Origin of the sequence: Kribbella sp. NPDC051770, from assembly GCF_040681455.1 — a bacterium.
GTDB lineage: Bacteria > Actinomycetota > Actinomycetes > Propionibacteriales > Kribbellaceae > Kribbella.
Genome location: NZ_JBFAYT010000007.1, coordinates 377,846 through 396,649, shown reverse-complemented (window position 1 = coordinate 396,649; position 18,804 = coordinate 377,846). Strand labels below are relative to the sequence as shown.

At 66.8% G+C, this 18,804-nt stretch carries 19 protein-coding genes; 12 read left to right on the top strand and 7 right to left on the bottom strand.

Annotated elements, in window-relative coordinates; translation table 11 throughout:
• Positions 1-175: 175 nt before the first annotated feature.
• Positions 176-934 carry a Stf0 family sulfotransferase gene (locus tag AB0M01_RS24760; RefSeq protein ID WP_363673324.1) on the bottom strand — a complete coding sequence of 253 codons (759 nt, stop codon included), beginning with the start codon at positions 932-934 and terminating at the stop codon, positions 176-178.
• Positions 935-955: 21 nt separating this feature from the next.
• A complete protein-coding gene (locus tag AB0M01_RS24755; RefSeq protein ID WP_363673485.1) occupies positions 956-3,955 on the bottom strand; it encodes a P-loop NTPase fold protein in 3,000 nt (999 codons plus the stop codon).
• A 331-nt stretch (positions 3,956-4,286) separates the two neighbouring features.
• Here AB0M01_RS24755 and AB0M01_RS24750 point away from each other — a divergent pair, with 331 nt between their 5' ends.
• Complete coding sequence (locus AB0M01_RS24750; protein ID WP_363673322.1) at positions 4,287-5,294, top strand: alcohol dehydrogenase catalytic domain-containing protein; 1,008 nt, start codon at positions 4,287-4,289, stop codon at positions 5,292-5,294.
• A gap of 33 nt (positions 5,295-5,327) precedes the next feature.
• Here the strand turns inward: AB0M01_RS24750 and AB0M01_RS24745 are convergent, their stop codons facing one another.
• Both AB0M01_RS24745 and AB0M01_RS24740 read right to left on the bottom strand, forming a co-directional pair.
• Positions 5,328-6,248: a Gfo/Idh/MocA family oxidoreductase gene (locus AB0M01_RS24745; RefSeq protein WP_363673320.1), complete on the bottom strand. Its 921-nt coding sequence runs from the start codon at positions 6,246-6,248 to the stop codon at positions 5,328-5,330.
• Between the two features lie 306 nt (positions 6,249-6,554).
• Positions 6,555-7,556, bottom strand: coding sequence for a Gfo/Idh/MocA family oxidoreductase (locus AB0M01_RS24740; protein WP_363673318.1), 1,002 nt, complete (start codon positions 7,554-7,556; stop codon positions 6,555-6,557).
• Positions 7,557-8,191: 635 nt separating this feature from the next.
• Here AB0M01_RS24740 and AB0M01_RS24735 point away from each other — a divergent pair.
• The 3 genes from AB0M01_RS24735 (at position 8,192) to AB0M01_RS24725 (ending at position 10,396) form a co-directional block, all read left to right on the top strand.
• Positions 8,192-8,509 (top strand): DUF6086 family protein, encoded by a 318-nt coding sequence (locus AB0M01_RS24735; RefSeq protein ID WP_363673316.1) that lies wholly within the window; start codon positions 8,192-8,194, stop codon positions 8,507-8,509.
• Complete coding sequence (locus AB0M01_RS24730) at positions 8,506-9,549, top strand: Gfo/Idh/MocA family oxidoreductase (RefSeq protein ID WP_363673314.1); 1,044 nt, start codon at positions 8,506-8,508, stop codon at positions 9,547-9,549. The genes AB0M01_RS24735 and AB0M01_RS24730 overlap by 4 nt, the downstream gene beginning before the upstream one ends.
• Before the next feature lie 103 nt (positions 9,550-9,652).
• Positions 9,653-10,396 carry a GntR family transcriptional regulator gene (locus AB0M01_RS24725; protein WP_363673312.1) on the top strand — a complete coding sequence of 248 codons (744 nt, stop codon included), beginning with the start codon at positions 9,653-9,655 and terminating at the stop codon, positions 10,394-10,396.
• Positions 10,397-10,433: 37 nt separating this feature from the next.
• Here AB0M01_RS24725 and AB0M01_RS24720 read toward each other — a convergent pair whose 3' ends face one another.
• Both AB0M01_RS24720 and AB0M01_RS24715 read right to left on the bottom strand, forming a co-directional pair.
• The gene (locus tag AB0M01_RS24720) at positions 10,434-11,681 is read right to left on the bottom strand and encodes a hypothetical protein (protein WP_363673310.1); all 1,248 of its coding nucleotides are present in this window, start codon (positions 11,679-11,681) and stop codon (positions 10,434-10,436) included.
• Between the two features lie 20 nt (positions 11,682-11,701).
• Positions 11,702-12,199, bottom strand: a complete 498-nt coding sequence (locus tag AB0M01_RS24715) for a SigE family RNA polymerase sigma factor (RefSeq protein ID WP_363673308.1) — start codon at positions 12,197-12,199, stop codon at positions 11,702-11,704.
• 271 nt (positions 12,200-12,470) lie between these two features.
• Between AB0M01_RS24715 and AB0M01_RS24710 the strand changes: the two genes are divergently transcribed.
• Genes AB0M01_RS24710 through AB0M01_RS24695 form a run of 4 tightly spaced genes read left to right on the top strand, consistent with a single transcriptional unit; the run spans position 12,471 to position 15,761 of the window.
• A complete protein-coding gene (locus AB0M01_RS24710) occupies positions 12,471-13,754 on the top strand; it encodes an ATPase, T2SS/T4P/T4SS family (RefSeq protein ID WP_363673306.1) in 1,284 nt (427 codons plus the stop codon).
• Positions 13,754-14,614: a type II secretion system F family protein gene (locus AB0M01_RS24705; RefSeq protein WP_363673304.1), complete on the top strand. Its 861-nt coding sequence runs from the start codon at positions 13,754-13,756 to the stop codon at positions 14,612-14,614. Before AB0M01_RS24710 ends, AB0M01_RS24705 begins: the two co-directional genes overlap by 1 nt.
• Complete coding sequence (locus tag AB0M01_RS24700) at positions 14,611-15,549, top strand: type II secretion system F family protein (protein WP_363673302.1); 939 nt, start codon at positions 14,611-14,613, stop codon at positions 15,547-15,549. The genes AB0M01_RS24705 and AB0M01_RS24700 overlap by 4 nt, the downstream gene beginning before the upstream one ends.
• Positions 15,550-15,563: 14 nt before the next feature.
• Positions 15,564-15,761, top strand: coding sequence for a hypothetical protein (locus tag AB0M01_RS24695; RefSeq protein WP_363673300.1), 198 nt, complete (start codon positions 15,564-15,566; stop codon positions 15,759-15,761).
• On the opposite strand, the gene AB0M01_RS24690 is transcribed toward AB0M01_RS24695, so the two are convergent.
• On the bottom strand, positions 15,748-15,888 hold the full coding sequence (locus AB0M01_RS24690) for a hypothetical protein (protein WP_363673298.1): 141 nt from the start codon (positions 15,886-15,888) through the stop codon (positions 15,748-15,750). The two genes, AB0M01_RS24695 and AB0M01_RS24690, sit on opposite strands and share 14 nt — an antisense overlap.
• Before the next feature lie 178 nt (positions 15,889-16,066).
• Here AB0M01_RS24690 and AB0M01_RS24685 point away from each other — a divergent pair, with 178 nt between their 5' ends.
• The 4 genes from AB0M01_RS24685 (at position 16,067) to AB0M01_RS24670 (ending at position 18,791) form a co-directional block, all read left to right on the top strand.
• The gene (locus tag AB0M01_RS24685) at positions 16,067-16,462 is read left to right on the top strand and encodes a TadE family protein (protein WP_363673296.1); all 396 of its coding nucleotides are present in this window, start codon (positions 16,067-16,069) and stop codon (positions 16,460-16,462) included.
• 158 nt (positions 16,463-16,620) lie between these two features.
• The gene (locus AB0M01_RS24680) at positions 16,621-17,037 is read left to right on the top strand and encodes a hypothetical protein (protein ID WP_363673294.1); all 417 of its coding nucleotides are present in this window, start codon (positions 16,621-16,623) and stop codon (positions 17,035-17,037) included.
• Positions 17,038-17,099: 62 nt separating this feature from the next.
• Positions 17,100-17,792 carry a pilus assembly protein TadG-related protein gene (locus tag AB0M01_RS24675; protein WP_363673292.1) on the top strand — a complete coding sequence of 231 codons (693 nt, stop codon included), beginning with the start codon at positions 17,100-17,102 and terminating at the stop codon, positions 17,790-17,792.
• Positions 17,793-17,996: 204 nt separating this feature from the next.
• The gene (locus tag AB0M01_RS24670; protein WP_363673290.1) at positions 17,997-18,791 is read left to right on the top strand and encodes an SDR family oxidoreductase; all 795 of its coding nucleotides are present in this window, start codon (positions 17,997-17,999) and stop codon (positions 18,789-18,791) included.
• The last annotated feature ends 13 nt before the right edge of the window (positions 18,792-18,804 follow it).

Genomic DNA, 18,804 nt, shown 5'->3' with positions numbered 1-18,804 from the left:
GACCGTGGGAGAGATTGGCTCGGGAGAGAAGGCCATGATGCGTTAGTTGCCAGTCAACGTCCGCAGCAATATTTCGGGTTCTCCGGTGTGATCTTGCGAGCACGAATTTCTCGAGATGTCCACAGATCTCACGGAAGTTGTACGTGCATAGATTGTGTCCGCTGATGCAATCGCCTCAGACCAGGTCGTCGGTCATCCAATGGAAGGGTAGTTCGGTGGCATTGTTGCGCTCCTTATCCTCACGATAGCGATCACACCAAATCTGGTTGGCGCGGGTACTCTGCTTCTTGATATGGGTTACTGGTGAGAGTTCCGCAGGTTTCGGAATCTCTAAGAACTCGAGTGACCGGAATATTTCACGACTCGGGTTTTCTGCGAGATCTTCATAGAAGATCCTGAATGGTTCGACTTCGTTCAGTTTAAACCAGGTCTCCCAGCCGAGATTGTCCGCCAAGACGTTCTGGTACAACGCATCAACCAGTGCGAAGTCGTACGAAGGTTCCCTGCCAAGGTCGGGATCAGTGCTCTTCCATCGATCGGTTTGATAAGCGATCGCCCACGACACCGCCTGGGCGAGCGTGTTGCGACGCTGGGTGAACATGAAGTGGCTCAGGCCGGGCAGGTGGCGCTGGAGAATTTGGAGACATGTCTTCTTGTTCTTCGTGCGGGACAGCTGTGGCTCTCTGCTGATGCGAGCCATGTGACGCCACATTAGGTTGATCCCGAAAACGCCGTTCGGAGTTGACGCCTTTCGGCGCGCAAACTCTATATAGTCATCGAACGTGTCGAAGCGATGATACCGGTGAGCGGTGGTTTGTACTTTCATGTTGAACGGTTCCACAACGGGTCTGCCCGCAACTCCTGTTTGTTCCAGCAGTGCAGAGTAGAGTGTACTTCCAGTTCGTTCGACACTGCAGATCAAATATCCAGTCATGGCGCCTCCTGTTAAATAGATTCAATCCGAGGGTGCGGTGCCCCGATTGATGGATGCAAGTACTTTCCCGTAACAGTGGGCGATGGATTCCGGCGACACCAATGTTCCGTCCTCTCGGGTGATGACCTTCAGTACGTCGGGGCGCAGCCATACGTCGTTGCCGCGTCCCTCAACCACGCAGTCCTCAATTCGGGCGGGCACAGTGGGTACGTGAATATCGTCCATGAGATCGTCGACGAGTGCCGGAAATATCACGTGAATCACCGCGGCACGCACAACAGTGTCGTCCGGTTCGTCGTGTCCGACATGCTGCTTCAGCGCTTCGAGCATGGCCCATGTGTTTGTTACGCGGCGGATCAGGCGCGGATTTGCTGGTAGGAGTGTCGTATAGGACGCAAGCAGGTGAGCTTCGCGGCGTGCTATCGCCTGGGGAGTGGTTGAGGCGAGTGCCACATCGGCCGCTCGATCTTGCTCTGGAGCCAGCGCTCCAGAACCGGCTTGCGATGTCGTCGCGTCGTCAGCACCCTGCTCCTGCTGCGATTCCGCCTCGGTCTCGGCTTCGGTCACTGAATGCTGCGTCAGTCGGGCGGCAGACCGGACGACTGGAGTGGTGATCCGATCGAGTAGATGCCCCACGTGCTCGGCCGTCAACTCGGGCACCAAGACGGTATGGTCGAATAGCTTCTGGAGGAAATCTCCGCCCAACGTGCGAACCGGCGAGCCAAGGTCCTTGAATGCCTCGTACTCTGCAGTGAACGCGGTACGCACCCATCGGCCGTCGGCGAGCACCAAGACGATCAGCGGGGCCGGATCCCGCCATCCACCCTGTACTGCCAGTGCTCCGGGTGAGCGCTCCCGCAAGAGGGTGTGAACCGTCTCCAGATATGCGACCACCGTTGGCACTGAACAACGGTCGAGCTCATCGATGATCAAGACGATCGGGCGCCGATTCCCGCGTCGCGATACTCGAACATATAGCAATGGACTCAACAGAACGACCACTCCCATCACACCCAGTACGGCCGGTGGGAGCCAAGCCGGACTGACCCTGCCCGGCAATGTAATCGTCACCGCAGCGCCGGTCGACAATCCTGCGACGATTGCCGAGACGACCCGCCATCTCCGATGTGTGTACCAAGGAGGTTGGGAATCGAACGGCCGGACTGCGGCGGACGTGGTGTTGCGGCGCTTATTGCGATGAGATCCCTCAGAGGCTGACCGTCCCGCCGCCGGCGGCGCCGACAGCCCGACCATGAGTGCCGTAGTGATGGCAACGACGGCGCCGATCGGATGGTTCTGTAGGGCAGCCGGCCATTTGCCCATCGATGAGATCACCTCGAGGTGTGAGGAGATCAGCCGTCCAGTGACGACCCCGAAACCAATCCAGAACACGGCGATGACGGTCTCCACGAAGGGGCTGCTGCCGATGCGTGGACTCCAGCGACGAAGGTTGGTGACCATGTCGGCGACCTCGCCGAGCGGGTTGTCGTCGGCCTTGAGATGGAGACGACCTAGTGCAGGAGAGGCCCAAAACAGAGAGCGAGTGACCACAGCTGCCACGGCAACAAGTGCAGTGGCGGCGGTCAGGAAGGTCTGCAGAACAGTTAGCGTCTGATTGAGCTGCGAGGGCGCCGCGCTCCTGACGGCCATGAATCCGAGGACGACCATAGAGACGATGAGAATTGCTGCCATCGAAGCGGGCGACCGCGCGATCCGGCGTGCTACTCCGGTCACCGTCATGCCCATTCGGGCGACAAGACTCCGCTGATTCCTGACACCTCGATTGATGGCCGCTGCTACGACCCACCAATGTGGAGCGATCTCGGACTCGCGCCACGCGTCGAAATTGACCACAACTGGATCGCGGGGCAGAACAGCTCGACCGCCGGTAGCCGTGGCCACCGAGGCCTTGTTCCGCATCTCCTCAACCAAGAGCCGAGCAAGAGTGGTCTTTCCCGCCCCCCAGCGTCCGTCAATGCTGACGACGACGCTACGACTGGAACCGACGCCGTCTGGAGCGATTAACTGACCAATGACGCCGTGAAGATGGCGAGCGAGGATGACGCGACCGAAGAGGTCGGCTGCGTCGACAGCGTCGGCCGTGACGATAGTCGAGCGAACAATCTCCGGTGCCCGCAGCATGCCCGTGTCGATCTGATCTGCAAGAAGGGAGACGGAAGCCCCTTCGCCGGCGCCGACCGCGAGAACGTCTTCCCCTTCAACTCGCCCGAACGTAACTGCGCGCAGATCATCAGCCGGGGCCGTGATGTGGTCGGGATAGCCAGAGCCGGTGATCGGATTCCACAATCGAATTGTTCCGTCGATACCTGCCGACATGACGAGACTGACATCATCGACTTGTGCGAAGCCCACGGCTCGGACGATCCCCGTGTGACCGGCGAGCCGTCCGAACAGAGGAACACCAGCGTGCGGATCCCACAATTGAACAGTGCCGTCATCGCTGGCCGATGCCACGAGTGTACTTCCGTCAACCTGCCCGAATGCCACTGATCGGACGCCACCTCGGTGGCGCCGCAATGGCTCCATGAGCGATGCCCCGGTTTCAGCGTCCCATAACCTCACAGTCGTGTCGTCGCCTGCAGAAGCGAGCACATATCTGTCCCCGACAAGCCCAAAGGCGACCGACAGGGCTGTGCCGGAGTGACCGGCCAAGGGTCCGGTAGTAGGAGCGCCCGTTTCGGGATTCCAGAGCCTGACGGTGCCGTCCGCACCTGCGGATGCGAGAAACGAGCGGCCCGCGACCTCTCCGAACGCCACTGCTCGGACTCCCCCGACATGCCCTTCAAGACGCCGGTGATTCGAACCGTCCGCGTCCGGGTCCCAGAGCCGAACCGTGGCATCGATTCCAGCCGATGCCAACATCGGCCGGCCGTTGACGATTCCTGTCGCCACCGACAAGACGGCGCCCGTGTGACCGCTCAGCCGCCGAACCTGGGCCCCGGAGTCCGCTCTCCATAGACGGATCGTGCTGTCCGCGCAGGCGCCAGCCAGGTACGGCATGTTGTCGGTGCGGCCGAACGCCACGGACCAGATCGGGTGATTGACGGTCAAGCGCAGCCATGAGCCTTCCACGCTCCGACCGTCCCCCGACACCCATGCGAGCGTGCTCAGATGTTTCGCCCCCTCGCCCATTCAAGGTCGCACAATCCTGTGTCCAGCTTAACGAAGTGTGGGCGCGGAGGATGAGATTCGCAAGCGGTGGGACTTAGCTCAAACGCTCGCGTTGACCTGCTGTCCGTCCCGGCGGTGGGATGACGTCGTCCACTGTTGCTATTGCATCCATCTGGAGCGACGGTGATGTAAGCTGAATGGCGCGAGTGGGGAGCGAAACTTGACTGACGCCAAACGAGTTAGGTTCTTGGGTAACGATACGATCGAGATCACTCAAGAAGAACTTCCCGACGTCGCGGCTGACGAAATCAGGTTGGCGGTGGAAGTTTCCGCCTTTTGTGGCTCAGATAAACGATTGTATCGTGGTGGCAGTGCTGTGATCCCCGGCCACGAGATCGCCGGACGTATTGTAGAAGTCGGTCGCAATGTTTCCTCATCTCATTGTGGTGAGCGCGGGGTGGTTTATGTGCCCGTATTCTGTGGTGCGTGTGCTTGGTGTCAGGTCGGCTTCACCAACGGCTGCCTGAATCTGGTCGACCTCATCGGTTGGCAACGGGATGGTGGCTATGCAACGCATGTCGACATCCCAGCCCGCTGTTTTGTTCCCGTTCCCGATTCGTTGCCGCTCGACGTCGCCGTGCTAGGCCTGGATACAGTTGGGGCCGCGGCGCACGGGCTGCGGTGGGCGATTCGGACCCAGTTGCGCTCGGTCGAACGTATCGCGGTCATCGGCTGCGGCCCGCTCGGAATCGGTGTCGTTGCGGTGGCGCTGGACATGGGACTCCCAACGCCGGAGGTATTCGATCCAATCCCCGGTCGGGTCGCGGCGTCGGTGAGCATGGGAGCACGGAGGCTCGAAAACCTCGACGCCGAGAATCAGTTCGACCTGGTCGTCGAGGCGAGCGGCTCTCGGATCGGACGCGAGATGGCGCAGCGGCTTGTGCGGCCTGGCGCCGCATTACTCGCGCTCGGCGAGTCCCACGACCCTTTCATGATTCCAGCGACCCCGCGAATGAGGCGTACAAACCTCTTTATCGTTCGGACATTCTATTTTCCGATATCCGAAATGAAGGAGAACTGGGGTATCCTTTCGCGAGTTGGATCCCGCGTATTGTCGGCAGTTGATCAACCGGCCGAGCTTGACCAGTTGCCGGAGATTTTCGGTCGATTCGTGCGTGGCGAATTCATCAAACCCATTATCCGATACGCTCCACGCGGAGAATGGTGAACTATCACCCCGGTTCGTCCGCTCGACCCGGAATTATCTCCCTGTGACGATTCTGGCGATCTGAGCTGCGACGCGGTGCGTTTGGAGTACCGCCGTCGCCGAAACGTGGCACTCGCCAGGCGACGTCAGCGATTCCAGTACATGGTTGACGATTCCGACGAATCCACGACGTAGAAGCACGTTATCCCAACCACCGAACCGCCGTTGTGTTGTCACTCCATCCTGCTGGACCACCACACTGTCGAGGTCGAAGACCGTTGCGGATGTGTTCGAGCCGGCGAGAAAGAAGCGCTCGGTGTCGTTGCCGGCTTCGCGGGTCATTGCCACCTGTGCGTGGTACCCCAAAGCAGACACGAGTGCTGTCATGGAGCGCAGCTTGTTTCCATCGACGATCCCAGATCCTTGAACGATCGCGTCCGGAGGGATTGAGCCCGCCCAGCAGGCCAGATCGATGGCGTGAATGAGATCGTTGTACACCGTTTCGATCGGACTGCTGCGCAGGCGCGACATCCGGTGCTTCTCGGAGATGGCTATCGTCGGGTTCGGCACGGCAAGCACCGCTGCGCGGATCATCGGCGCAAACCGACGGTTGAATCCGACTGCGAGGAGTAGGCCTGCAGCCTTCGCCTGCTGTTCGAGGCGATGGGTGTGTTCGAGGTCCATGGACAGCGGCTTGTCGACATAAACGTGAATCCCAGACTCCAGACACGCTTGGACGAGCTCGAAGTGAGAGCTTGTCGAGGCGTGAATGAAGATGACGTCTGGCCTGACCCTCAATACCTCATCGACCGTGCCGATCAGTGCCTTGAGGCGGTAGTGCCGGGCGAGTGCCTCGGCTTTGGACCGCGTCCGACTAGCGAGAGCGACGATCTCGACTTCCGGATGATCCGCCAGCAACGGCAGGTAGACCTTGTGCGCGATGTCGCCGGTTCCGATGATTCCAACCCGGTTCATCGATGGGACTCCTCGCTGTCGCAGACCCAGATCGCATCCGACTCAGCCTACGGGCTTAGCGGCGCGGACGCGTCCAATTCCGGTGAACTTGCCGCCGTCGAGTGGCTCGTCTGGCCCGCCGTCCAAGCGCTCGTCGACAGCGGCTGCCTTGGCCCCCGTATCCTGCGGAAAGGTCGTGACTTCGCGCCGGCTTGACCCGAGGCACGGCGGACATGGCCTGGGCTACCCGACCTCCGACTGTGCAAGAGAAGCGTCGAGGTCCTGTAGTTAGCTCAGGCGCAGTCCCTTGGTGTGACTTGAAGAAGATCAGATCTGCGTGACCGGCCGGGGCAGCAGGCCCGCGTCCTTGTAGCAGGCGTCGATGAGCTCCATCGTGGCCACCGCGTCGTCGGCGTCGATCGGCAGCGGCGTGCCGTTGCGGAGGTGGGCGGCGAACGCCTCGAGCTGGTACGTGTACGACGAACGGCGGCCGAGCTGCTCGACCCAGTGGTCCTCCTTCGTCGTCACGATCACCCGGTCGTCCTGGTGCGGCAGCACGAAGCTCGGCGCGAACGCTTCGCCACGGGTGCCGGTCACCTTGAGGCTGAACTCGAACTCCTCGGAGGCCATGCTGGTCCGGACCGCGCCGGTGGCGCCGTTCGGGAACTCCAGGTCGGCGTTGAGCCACTCGTCGACGCCAGGGATGCGCTTGCGTTCGCCGGCGCGAGCGCTGACCAGCTTGGGCTGGCCGCCGCCCCACGGTGCGAGCATGCGCTGCGCGTGCAGCGCGTAGCAGCCGACGTCCATCACGGCGCCACCGGCGAGCGCCAGCGACCAGCGCGGGTCCTCGTCGGCGGGCGGCCCCATCACCATCGTCGCCTCGACGTGCTGCAGCTCGCCGAGCTCGCCCTTCGCGAGCAGCTCCTGCAGGCGCTTGGTGACCGGGTGGAAGAGGTAGTGGAAGCCCTCCATCACCACGACGCCGGCCTCGCACGCGGCGTCGCGGACCTCGGCGGCCTCGGCCGCGTTGCTGGCCGACGGCTTCTCGGTCAGCACATGCTTGCCGGCGGCAATCGCGCGCAGGTTCCACGGGCCGTGCAGGCCGTTCGCGAGCGGGTTGTAGATCGCTTCGACCTCGGGGTCGTTGATCACGTCGTCGTACGACGCGTGCACCCGCTCGACGCCGTGCTCGGCGGCGAAGGCCTCGGCCCGTTCGGTGTCCCGGGCCGCGACCGCGACCAGCCGGGCGCCGGTCAGCTTGGCCGGTTCGGCGATCGCCCGGCCGGCGATCCGGGCGGCGCCGAGGATGCCGATGCGCAGCGGTTCCATGCCTTCTCCTTCAGAGTTCGTCCGTACGGCGGGCTGGTCGAGGCCGTACCGGCGGTGGCCGGTGGGCCAGGTGCCGTCGAGTCCCGTGGCGGGGTGTTCCGCCGGGAGTGCGCGGAGCGGCCGGTCCTGCTCCAGGAACGGCCGGAAGATCCCGAACCGGAAAGCACGGTCGTCGCCGGGCGGCGATCACGTTGTCCGGATCGAAGGCGACATCCTGCCCGAGTCCGGGCAGCACCCGGTAGGCCGTGACCGCCATCCGGACCCGGTCACAGACTGTCCCCGGCGTGTGCTCGCGCCGCCCGGCAACGGTGCGTGAGGCGTGCTCAGCGCGCACCCCAACGCACCGTGACGAGCACCGGCCGCGGCCGCGACCACGCGCCGCGACCACCCCCGGCAACCCTGACAACGTGTGCACACCCGCAGGGTAGAGCCCGCCGTACGGCGCCACTCCCACGGTCGGCCCGCAGCGCCGGACCTTCACCTCCCGGATCCACCCCGTTCACCTCCACTCGCTTGCCCTAGGCACCCTTCCCACGATTGACATCCCGTGGTGAGATCACCCTGGTGAACCGCCGTAGTCCGTCCGCCCGTGAGGGGAGCCACTGAGCATCTACTTCGAGATCGACGGCGAGACCTTGTGGAACCCGGCGTCGGCGGTCGGGTTCTTCTACACGCGGATGGCGGAGGACGTCGTACCGCTGCTCGACACGCCGACCGGGTTCCGGCTGCCGGGTGACGACTCGGTGCAGATCGACCCGGAACAGTTCCGGCTGTTCGTGATCGCGCTGGTCGACCGGTACCAGGGAGCGAACCACCGGGTCCTGCGGGACCTGCTCGGCGGCTTCGTCCGGACGACGCTCGGCCTCGCGATCAACGCGGGCATCGAGGTGCCGGATGCCTCAGCCGAGTTGCTGGCGGACGGCCGGTCACGAGTTCAGGAGATGCCGAGATGAACGAGGGGGCGGACATGCGGACGGATCACGGGCTGCGGGTTGTGCGGCTGGGGCTGGTTGGGGCTGGGCGGATCGGGTCGATGCATGCGGGGAACGTGGCGCGGCACGTGGCGGGGGCTGAGTTGGTGGCGGTGGCTGATCCTCGAGGGGAGGCTGCCACCGCGCTCGCCGCGAAGTACGGGGCTCGAGGCCTGGGCGTCGATGAGTTACTCACAGATCCTGAGGTGGACGGCGTGCTGATCGCCTCGATCGCCGCGGTGCAGTCGGAGTTGATCGTGAAGGCGGCCGCGGCGGGGAAGGCGGTGTGGTGCGAGAAGCCGGCCTCGTTGACGGTGGAGGAGATCGATCGGGCGATCGCGGCGACCAGGGACGCGGGGGTGGCGTTCCAGGTGGGGTTCAACCGGCGGTTCGCGGCGGACTTCCGGGCGGCGCGGGCGGCGGTCGACGCTGGGGCAATCGGGACGCCGCAGTTGATGCGGTCGATCACGCGGGACCCGGGGTGGCCGGCGGGGCTGCAGCACGCGGCCGGCGTACGGCCGTGGACGATCTTCCGGGAGACGCTGATCCACGACTTCGACACGTTGCTCTGGCTCAACCCGGGCGCGGAGGTCGTCGAGGTGTACACGCGGGCGGACGCGCTGGTCGCGCCGCAGTTCAAGGACGACGGGCTGCTCGACACGGCGGTCGTCGTGCTGACGTTCGACAACGGGGCGATCGCGACGGCCGAGGCCAACTTCTCGGCGTTGTACGGGTACGACGTACGGGGTGAGGTGTTCGGCAGCAAGGGGATGGTCGTGGCCGGGCGGCTGCCGAGTACGACGGCCGTGCAGTACGACGCGAGCGGGCTGCACCAGCAGACGATGCGGAGCGACGAGCAGATGTTCCGAGACGCGTACGTGCAGGAGCTCACCGACTTCGCCGAGGTGGTTCGTGGCGACGCCGCGCCGCCGGTGACGGGCGAGGACGCGCGCCGGGCGCTGACGATCGCCTTGGCTGCAATGCGATCGCACGAGGAGCAGCAGCCGGTCCGGCTCGGCTAGACCCGCGCCGATCACGCTCGGAAACCCTCCTCACAAAGGAAGAGATCTGATCAAATCTGCACACCGACTCGACGATGCGCCCCGGACAGCCCAAGATGTGCCCATGAGCACCGTCCAGGTCAGCGTCGATCGCACCAGCCGTACCCCGCTCCACGTCCAGCTGGCGCAGCAGCTCGAGGCAGCGATCCAGGGCGGTGACCTCCCGGTCGGCTCGCGGCTCAGCAACGAGGTGGACCTCGCGGAGGCGTACGGGCTGAGCCGTCCAACGGTGCGGCAGGCCATCGCCAGGCTGGTCGACCAGGGTCTGCTGGTTCGCAAGCGCGGCGTCGGCACACAGGTCGTCGGCAACTCCGGCCAGGTCCGCCGCTCGCTGGAGCTCACCAGCCTGTACGACGACCTGGCGGCCGCGCACCGCAAGCCCGAGACCGAGGTGCTCCGCTTCGGCATCGCTCCGGCGAGCCCTGAGGTCGCTGCTGCTCTGCAACTCGAAGCCGGCGACCGCATCCTGCGGCTGGAGCGGCTGCGCCGAGCAGACGGCGAGCCGCTGGCCCTGATGCGCAACTGGCTGCCGCCGGAAATGCTGGACACCGACCCGAGCACGCTGGCCGACCGCGGCCTGTACGAGCTGCTCCGCGCCGAGGGCGTCCGCCTGAAGGTCGCTCACCAGACCATCTCGGCCCAGCCCGCCACACTGGAGCAGGCCCGCCTCCTCGGTGAGGAGCCGGGCCATCCGCTGCTCGCGACCACGCGGATCACGTACGACGACCACGGCCGCGCGGTCGAGTACGGCTCGCACCTGTTCCGCGCGTCGCGGTACGCCTTCGAACACACCCTCGTCCACCGCTGACCCACCCCTCAGAGAGTCAGCGGCGGACGAGAGAGCCCTACTTTCTACCAGTTCCCGGGAACTTCCACCCGTCGGCCCCGGCCATCGCGAACAACTTGTCGGTGCTGAACAGCGGCAGCGCCCGGGTATGCTTCGCGTCCTTCTCCTGCGGGCCGTTGTAGGCGGTCATGGCGATCATCCGGCCGTCCGGGTAGTGGATCTCGACCCGGTTCGCCAGTACGCCGTTGATCTCCTGCCGCTCGTCGCCGTACGTCGGCTCGTTCTTCGACCAGCCGGTCACCGCGCCGTCGGCGCGCACCTTGCAGTGCTGCGGGCCCTCACCGGTGCACTTGGTCACCGGGGTCTCGTACGTCACGAACACATCGACCCGCGCCCCGCCCTTGCCGTCGTTGGCGACGTACGCCGCGCCGTTGAAGCCTTCCTCGCCGCCGCCCCAGGTCTCGGGCCTGGTGAGCTGGAGGTTCTTCGGCAGGACACTCTTCAAGGTCTGCAGCGTCTGCTGCAACGGCACGGCCGGCCTGCCATCACCCTGCTGGGGAGGCCGGGGAGCGGCCGGTGGCGCGGCCGGGTAGACCCAGGTGTTGCTGGTCGCGATGGTGGTCAGCTGGGCGACCGTGAGCAACGGGTCGGGCCTGGTGTGCTGGGTGATGCTCAGCGAGGCGTTGAAGTGCTGCAAGCTGATTGTTCGGCCGTCGGGGCGGTAGATCTCCACAGCGGAGCGCTTGATGCCCCCTGGGTTGCGCCGCGGGTCCTTGATCGACTGGTTCGCGAAGGACCGTACCACCGATCCGTCGGGCTGGACCTTGCAGTGATCCATGCCGTCGCAGCTCGTGATCGGCTTGCTGGTCGCGATCGTGAGCGAGAGCAGTGACTCGCCCTTGCCGTCGTTGAGCACCACATCGGCCCGGTACTGCCCGCCACCGTCGTTGTAGGACTTGGCTGCGCTCTGCTGGAGGTTCTCCGGCAGCAGGCCGCGCAGCGTGGCCAGTGTTCCGGCGGGTGTCGCCGGCTTGCTGACGGGCGGCTTGGCATTGGGAGCCGCTGCGGCCGTCGTACCGGCGACCGGTGCTTCCGGCGTACCGGCGAACACGTGGGTGCCGCCGACGATGATGCCGGCCGTGGCCAGCGCCGCACCGGCGCCGCTGAGGCTCAGCAACGCCGTACGGCGGCGGCGTAGCGTCACGCCGCGGCGGATGCCGCGTTCCACCAGGTCGTTCGACTCCGGCGCGAGGTCGTCGGTGGCCCGGCGCATCAGGTCGGGCAGGCTGTCGTTCAGGTTGTTCATCGGGTGTCTTCTCCTGCGTGTCAGAGAGCGATCAGGTGGACGTCGTCGCCGAGCACCGCGCGCAGGCGGTCCAGGGCTCTGGAGGTCCGGGTCCGGATCGCGCCGGCGTTCTTGCCCAGATCGAGCGCGACCTGTTCGACGCTGCGATCTTCGAAGAACCGCAGGACGAGCACCGCACGATCGAGGGGAGCGAGTTCGGCCAGGGCGTCGCGCAGGGCGACCCGCAGCTCGAGGTCACCGGAGTGGTGAACGGTCTCGGGCAGCGCGTCGGTCGGCTGCTCGCTCCAGCTCCGGCGGCGGCGTTGCGAGATGAAGGTCCGGGCCAGCACGGTCTGCGCGTACGCCGAGGGGTTCTCGACGCGCTGCATCCGCCACCAGGACCGGTACATCTTGGCCAGCGTCTCCTGGACCAGGTCCTCGGCGTGGTGCCGGTCCCCGGCGAGCAGCCAGGCCGTCCGGTACAGCTGCGGGGTCCGCGCTCTGGCGAACTCCTCGAAATCGTCCGTCGTCGATCCCATCACTGCCCTTCGTCGTGGTCTCACTGGGTACGACGCCACGAGGCGCAGGTTTGGTTACAGCGCACTCCCGCCCGCCGGTTTCTGCAACAAGCTGCAACCGGGGTGGACCCGTCCGTGAGCGGACAGTTACCGTCGGGCGGCCTTTGCCCAGCGGCTGGTTATCCACAGCCTGGGCGGATCGGGTTGGCGCGGGTGCCCTCCGGGTTGGGACAATGGTCGCGCAGGGTGACGAGACGGTCGCCGCCGGAGAACCGACGAACACGGGGAGACGATGACAGCGGACAGGGTCGCCGCGCGCCGCAACGGGTTCGACCGGGGCGGGGCGGTCGAGCTGATCGACGCGCAGGTCCGCGACGTCGTCCGGCGCGAGGGCATCGACCCGCTCCGCGACCCCGGTGCGGTCAGCACCATCGTCGCGACCGTCGTCCGCGAGTACGACGAGCGCAGCCTGACCGGGATCGTGCCGCCGATCGGCGACGTCGAGGCGGTCAGCCGCGAGGTGCACGACCGGGTGGCCGGCTTCGGCCCGCTCCAGCGGTACCTGGACGACCCGAAGGTCGAGGAGATCTGGATCAACGAGCCGTCCCGGGTGTTCATCGCCCGCGACGGCCGGCACGAGCTGACCACGACGGTGCTGACCGAGGAGGAGGTCGCCGACCTGGTCGAGCGGATGCTGAAGACGACCGGGCGGCGGATCGACGTCTCGCAGCCGTTCACCGACGCCCGGCTGCCCGACGGCAGCCGGGTGCACATCGTGCTCGGTGGTATCACCCAGCGGTACGCCGCGATCAACATCCGCAAGTTCACCGTCCGGGCCAGCAAACTCGCCGACCTGGTGTCGCTCGGTTCGCTGACGCCGCACGCGGCCGCCGTACTGGACGCGTCCGTTGCCGTCGGCCTCAACATCTTGGTTGCCGGAGGCACCCAGGCAGGCAAGACCACGATGCTGAACGCGCTGGCCGGGTCGATCCCGGGGCGGGAGCGGGTGATCAGCTGCGAGGAGGTCTTCGAGATCAAGCTGCCGATTCCCGACTGGGTGTCGATGCAGACCCGTCAGGCCGGCCTGGAGGGCACCGGCGAGGTGCGGCTGCGGGACCTGGTCAAGGAGTCGCTGCGGATGCGGCCGTCCCGGCTGATCGTCGGCGAGGTCCGTGGCGAGGAGTGCCTCGACCTGCTGCTCGCGTTGAACAGCGGTTTGCCCGGGATGTGCACGATCCACGCGAACTCGGCGCGCGAGGCGCTGACCAAGATGTGCACGCTCCCACTGCTCGCGGGCGAAAACATCGGGTCGAGGTTCGTGCTGCCGACGGTGGCCGGCTGCGTCGACCTGGTCGTGCACCTCGGGATCGGCAGCGACGGGCAGCGCCGGGTCCGCGAGATCGTCGCGGTCAGCGGCCGGATCGAGGACCAGACGATCGAGACCGAGACCCTCTTCAGCACGTACGACGGGACGCTGCGCCGCGCCGAAGGCCAGCTGCCGCATCCGGAGCGCTTCCAGCAGGCGGGGTACTCGCCGTCGGGTCTGCTCACCGAGCTGCCGCGCGGGGTGAACTGATGGGACTGCTGCTCGGGCTGTTCTTCGGGATCGGGCTGCTTTTGGTGGTCTGGTCGTTCGTCGCGCCGTACGAGGAGAAGCCGAAGACCGACGGCCGGTTGACGGCGCGGAGTCGCGACCTGCTGGCGCGGGCCGGGGTCGAGGGCGTGACGCCGGGTGCGTTCATCGGGGCGTGCGTGGTGACGGGGTTCTTGGCGTTCGTGCTGATGTTCCTGGTGTCGGCGGCGCTGCCGGTCGGGGTGGTGTTCGGCCTGATGGCCGGTGGGGTGCCGGTCGCGTTGCTGAAGAGCCGGGCGCGGAAGCGGCTGGCGGAGTTCCGGGAGCTGTGGCCGGACGTGGTGGACAACATCGCTTCCGCCGTACGGGCTGGGTTGTCGCTGTCGGAGGCATTGGCGCAGGTCGGGGAGCGTGGGCCTCTGCCGCTGCGGGACGCCTTTCGGCGGTTCGGAGCGGACTACGCGTCGACCGGGCGGTTCGCTGACTCGCTGGACCGGTTGAAGGCGCGGCTGGCGGATCCGGTCGGGGATCGGGTGGTGGAGGCGCTGCGGATCGCGCGTGAGGTGGGCGGTGGTGATCTCGGGCGGTTGCTGCGGTCGCTGTCGAGCTTCCTGCGGGACGACGCGCGGACGCGGTCCGAACTGGAGGCGCGGCAGTCGTGGTCCGTGAACGGTGCGCGGGTCGCCGTGGCGGCGCCTTGGCTGGTGCTTGGGTTGCTGTCGTTCCAGGGGGACGTGATCCAGCGGTACAACTCGCCGGTCGGGGCACTGATCATCGGGATCGGCGCGGTGGTGTGCGTGATCGCGTACCGGGTGATGCTGCGGATCGGTCGGCTGCCGGAGCCTGAGCGGGTGCTGCGATGAGTCCGGTGGTGGTTGGTGGGCTGCTCGGGGCGGTGTTCGGCGCCGGGCTGTTGCTCGTCGTACGGCGGTTGCCGTTCCTGCGGAAGCCGACGGTCGACGACCGGATCGGGCCGTACCTGCGGGATCTCGCCGGGGCGGACGTGTTCTCCGGAGTGGTCGACTCGGGGTCGCCGTTCCACGCGATCCTGCGGATGTTCGGGCCGTCGCTGCGCGCGGGGGCTGCTCGGTTGGAGCGACTGCTCGGGGGAGCCGCGTCGATTCGGCGGCGGCTGGCGCGGGCGGGGATCGAGCGGAGCGTGGAGGAGTTCCGGGTCGAGCAGGTGCTGTGGGGGACGGCTGGGTTCGGGGCGGGGTTGTTGTTCGCGCTCGTGGCGTTGTCGCTGGGGTACGGGAATCCGGTCGGGTTGTTGGTGTTGTGTGCGGTGCTTGGCGTCCTGGGAGTGCTCTCGCGGGATACCTATCTGAGTACTCAGGTGCGTAATCGCGAGCGGCGGTTGCTGGCCGAGCTGCCGACGGTGGCGGAGCTGCTGGCACTGTCGGTCGCGGCCGGGGAGGGACCGGCGGCGGCGCTCGACCGGGTGGCGCGGTCGTGCAAGGGGGAGCTGGCCGACGAGCTGCAGCGCGTGCTCGCGGAGACCCGGGCGGGGTCGACGCTGGTGCGCGCGCTCGACGGACTGGCGGATGGGACCGGGCTCGTGGCGCTGTCGCGGTTCGCCGACGGTCTGGCGGTCGCGCTCGATCGCGGGACGCCGCTGGCCGACGTACTGCGTGCGCAGGCCGGCGACATCCGCGAGGCCGGCCGGCGTGAACTGATCGAGTCGGGCGCCCGTCGCGAGGTCGCGATGATGGTGCCCGTCGTGTTCCTGGTGCTGCCTGTCACCATCGCGTTCGCCTTCTACCCGGGCGCAGTCGGCATCCGGCTGATCGCCGGATGAAACGAGGAGAAACCATGTCCCTGTTGATGACCAGACTCTTCCTGACGCTGGTGCTGAAGCCGCGTCCTGCTGAGCGAGAGCGGGGTGATGTGCCTGGGTGGGTGCTGATCACGGTGATGACCGCTGGGATGGTGGTCGGCATCTGGGTGCTCGCGGAGGAACAGCTGAAGGCGATGCTGCAACGCGCCCTGGATTCCGTCACGGGCAAGTGATCGGGGCCCAGGGCAACTTCAGCGCGGTCACCAGCAGGTCGACCTCGGCCGGTGACGCAGTCGGTCCGGAGAACGGCCACCACGACTCGACCACCGTGAAGCTGCGCCGGCCTGCTGCTGGCGGCATGCGGGCCGGACGAGGTCGGGCAGCGGTCGCCCGGCTCGGCTCGCCTGGGCTCGCCCGGCGAGAGTGGGCGCGCTCAGAGCAGGCGTGGCCAGAGCGGGCGCGGCCAGAGCAGGCGCGGCGAGAGCAAGCGCCGCGAGAGCAGGCGCCGCGCGTTGCTCGCTCGGCTGGTGGTGACGCGGTGGGTGAGCGATGCCGCTCGCGGGATCAGCGTGGGGCAGCGGTTGTCGACTTCGTACTGGTGTCGGTGATCGTGGTGCCGTTGTTCCTGGGGATCTTGCAGGTTGGGCTGTTTCTCTACATCCGGAACACGATGACGGCGGCGGCGTCCGAGGGAGCTTTGTACGCCGCTGTCCTCAACCGGGACGTCGCCGACGGGGAGGCTCGAACGCGGGAGCTGGTCGACGGGGTGGTGCGCGACGAGCTGGTCGAATCGGTGACGGCGGAGCAGACCGAGGTGAACGGGCAGCCGGTGGTGCGCGTGGTCGTGTCGGCACACATGCCGGCGCTCGGGTTGTGGGGACCGGGGATCGACTTCAGCGTCGAGGGCCACGCGGTGAAGGAGACCGGGGAGTGAGCGCGCGGTGGGCTCGGATGGTGTGGCGAGGGTCGGCCGCGGCCTGGGCTCCGGCGGTGCGGCGAAGGTCGGCCGCGACGCGGGCTCAGGTGGTGTGGGCCCGGGTGGTGCGGCACGGGTCGGTCGCGGCGCGGGCTCGCGGGGAGCATGGGAGTGCGGTGGTCGAGTTCTCTTGGTTGGCGCTCTTGTTGCTGGTGCCTTTGATCTACGTGATGTTGGGGGTGTTCGACGTGCAGCGGGCGTCGTACGGGGCGACGGCGGCGACTCGGGCGGCGGGGCGGGCGTTTGTGATCGTGCCGGCTGGGTTGACTGAGGATGACGCGCGGGCCCGGGCGTTCGAGGCGGCTCGGTTGGCGATGCAGGATCAGGGGATCGAGTTGGAGTCGGGGGATTTGCGGATCAGTTGTGAGCCGGAGTGTCTGCAGCCGGGGTCGACGGTGACGGTTCAGCTGGATTACCGGGTGCCGTTGCCGTTCATTCCGGAGGCGCTGGGTGGGGAGCGGCCGGCGGTGCATGTGTCTGCTTCGCACACGGAGCCTTACGGGGACTATCGGGAAGCGAAAGGTACGCCGTGAGGGGCGGGCGGCTTGAGGGCGCGGGCGGAGTGCGTGGACGGGGGGCGGACAAGTGCAGGCGGGTGCTGGACGAGCGCGCGCAGGTGGGTAACGGGCGCGGGCGGGTGGGAGACGAGCGCAGGGGGCTGCGGGACGAGCGCGCGCGGGCGGAAGATGAACGTGCACGGGTGGGGGACGAGCGCGGGCGGGTGCGAGGCGAGTGCGGACTCTTGCAGGGTGTGCGTGGGCGGGTGCGGGGCGAGCGTGGACTCCTGCGGGGTGTGCGTGGGCGGGTGTGGAACGAGTGCGGACTCCTGCGGGGTGAGCGCGGGCGAGTGCAGGAAGGGCGCCGGCGGGTTCGCGACGAGCGCGGGCAGATGACTGTGCTGATCATCGGGTTCGCGGCGGTGATCTTGCTGATGGTTGTGGTGGTGACTGACATCTCGAAGGTGTTTCTGGTGCGGCGGGATCTGGATTCGACGGCGGATGGAGCGGTGCTGGCGGCGGCCAATGGGCTGGCGGCGATCTATGCGCAGACCGGGGACGGTGGGAATGCGCAGATCGATCCGGAGGAGGCTCGGCGGTTGGCTGCTGACTATCTCGACACGGTGTCGGCGAGTGAGCGGTTCGACGGGTTGGACTGGTCGGCTGAGGTGAGCGGTACGACGGTGACGGTGGAGTTGTCGTCGAGTGTGGAGCTGCCGTTCACGCCGCCGGGGTGGCAGGAGGATGCGGAGATCGCGTCGAGCGCGTCGGCGATCGTGCCGGTGCGCTGAACCGAGCGGACCCGTGCGCTGAACGGCGAGATCCCGAGCGGTGATCCGAGCGCACACGCCCGTTCCGTGAGTGGCGAGCAGACTTGTGCGCTGAAAGGCGCGCTCACGCGTATGGTGATCGGCCGCTCACCCGTGCGGTGATCGGCGCGCGGGCCCGTGTGGTGAACGTTGTCTGGGGCAACCTCGGATGGGCACCATGAAGCCATGCAGATTGATCTGACGGGACGACGGGCTCTGGTGTCGGGATCGAGCCAGGGGATCGGGCAGGCGATTGCCACCGAGTTGGCGCGGGCCGGGGCGAGTGTGGTGGTGAACGGGCGGGACCAGGACAAGACCGAGCGGGCCGCCGCGGCGATCGCGGAGGAGGTGCCGGGGGCGGAGCTGGTCGCGGTCGGGGCCGATCTTGCGTCGGCTGAAGGTGCCGAGGTGCTGAAGGAGCGGGCGGGGGAGCTCGACATCCTGGTGAACAACCTCGGGATCTTCGGGGCGAAGCCGGTGCTGGAGATCGACGACGACGAGTGGCGGCGGTACTTCGAGGTCAACGTGCTGTCGGCGGTGCGGCTGATCCGGATGTACCTGCCGGGGATGATGGAGCGCGGGTTCGGGCGGGTGATGAACATCGCCAGCGACTCGGCCGTGGTGACGCCGTTGGAGATGGTGCACTACGGCGTGACCAAGACCGCGCTGCTGGCGGTGACGCGCGGGTTCGCGAAGGCGGCTGCCGGGACGGGGGTGACCGTCAACTCGGTGATGGCCGGGCCGACGCACACGCCGGGGGTCGAGGACTTCGTCGCCGAGCTGGTCGGGGACGACAAGCCGTGGGACGAGGCACAGCGGCAGTTCATGAAGGAGCACCGGCCGTACTCGCTGATCGAGCGGCTGATCGAGCCTGCGGAGATCGGCAACATGGTCGTGTACCTGAGCTCCGAGCAGGCCTCGGTCACCACCGGCGGAGCCGTTCGCGTGGATGGCGGCTACATCGACTCGATCCTGCCGTAGAAGAACCGGGAAG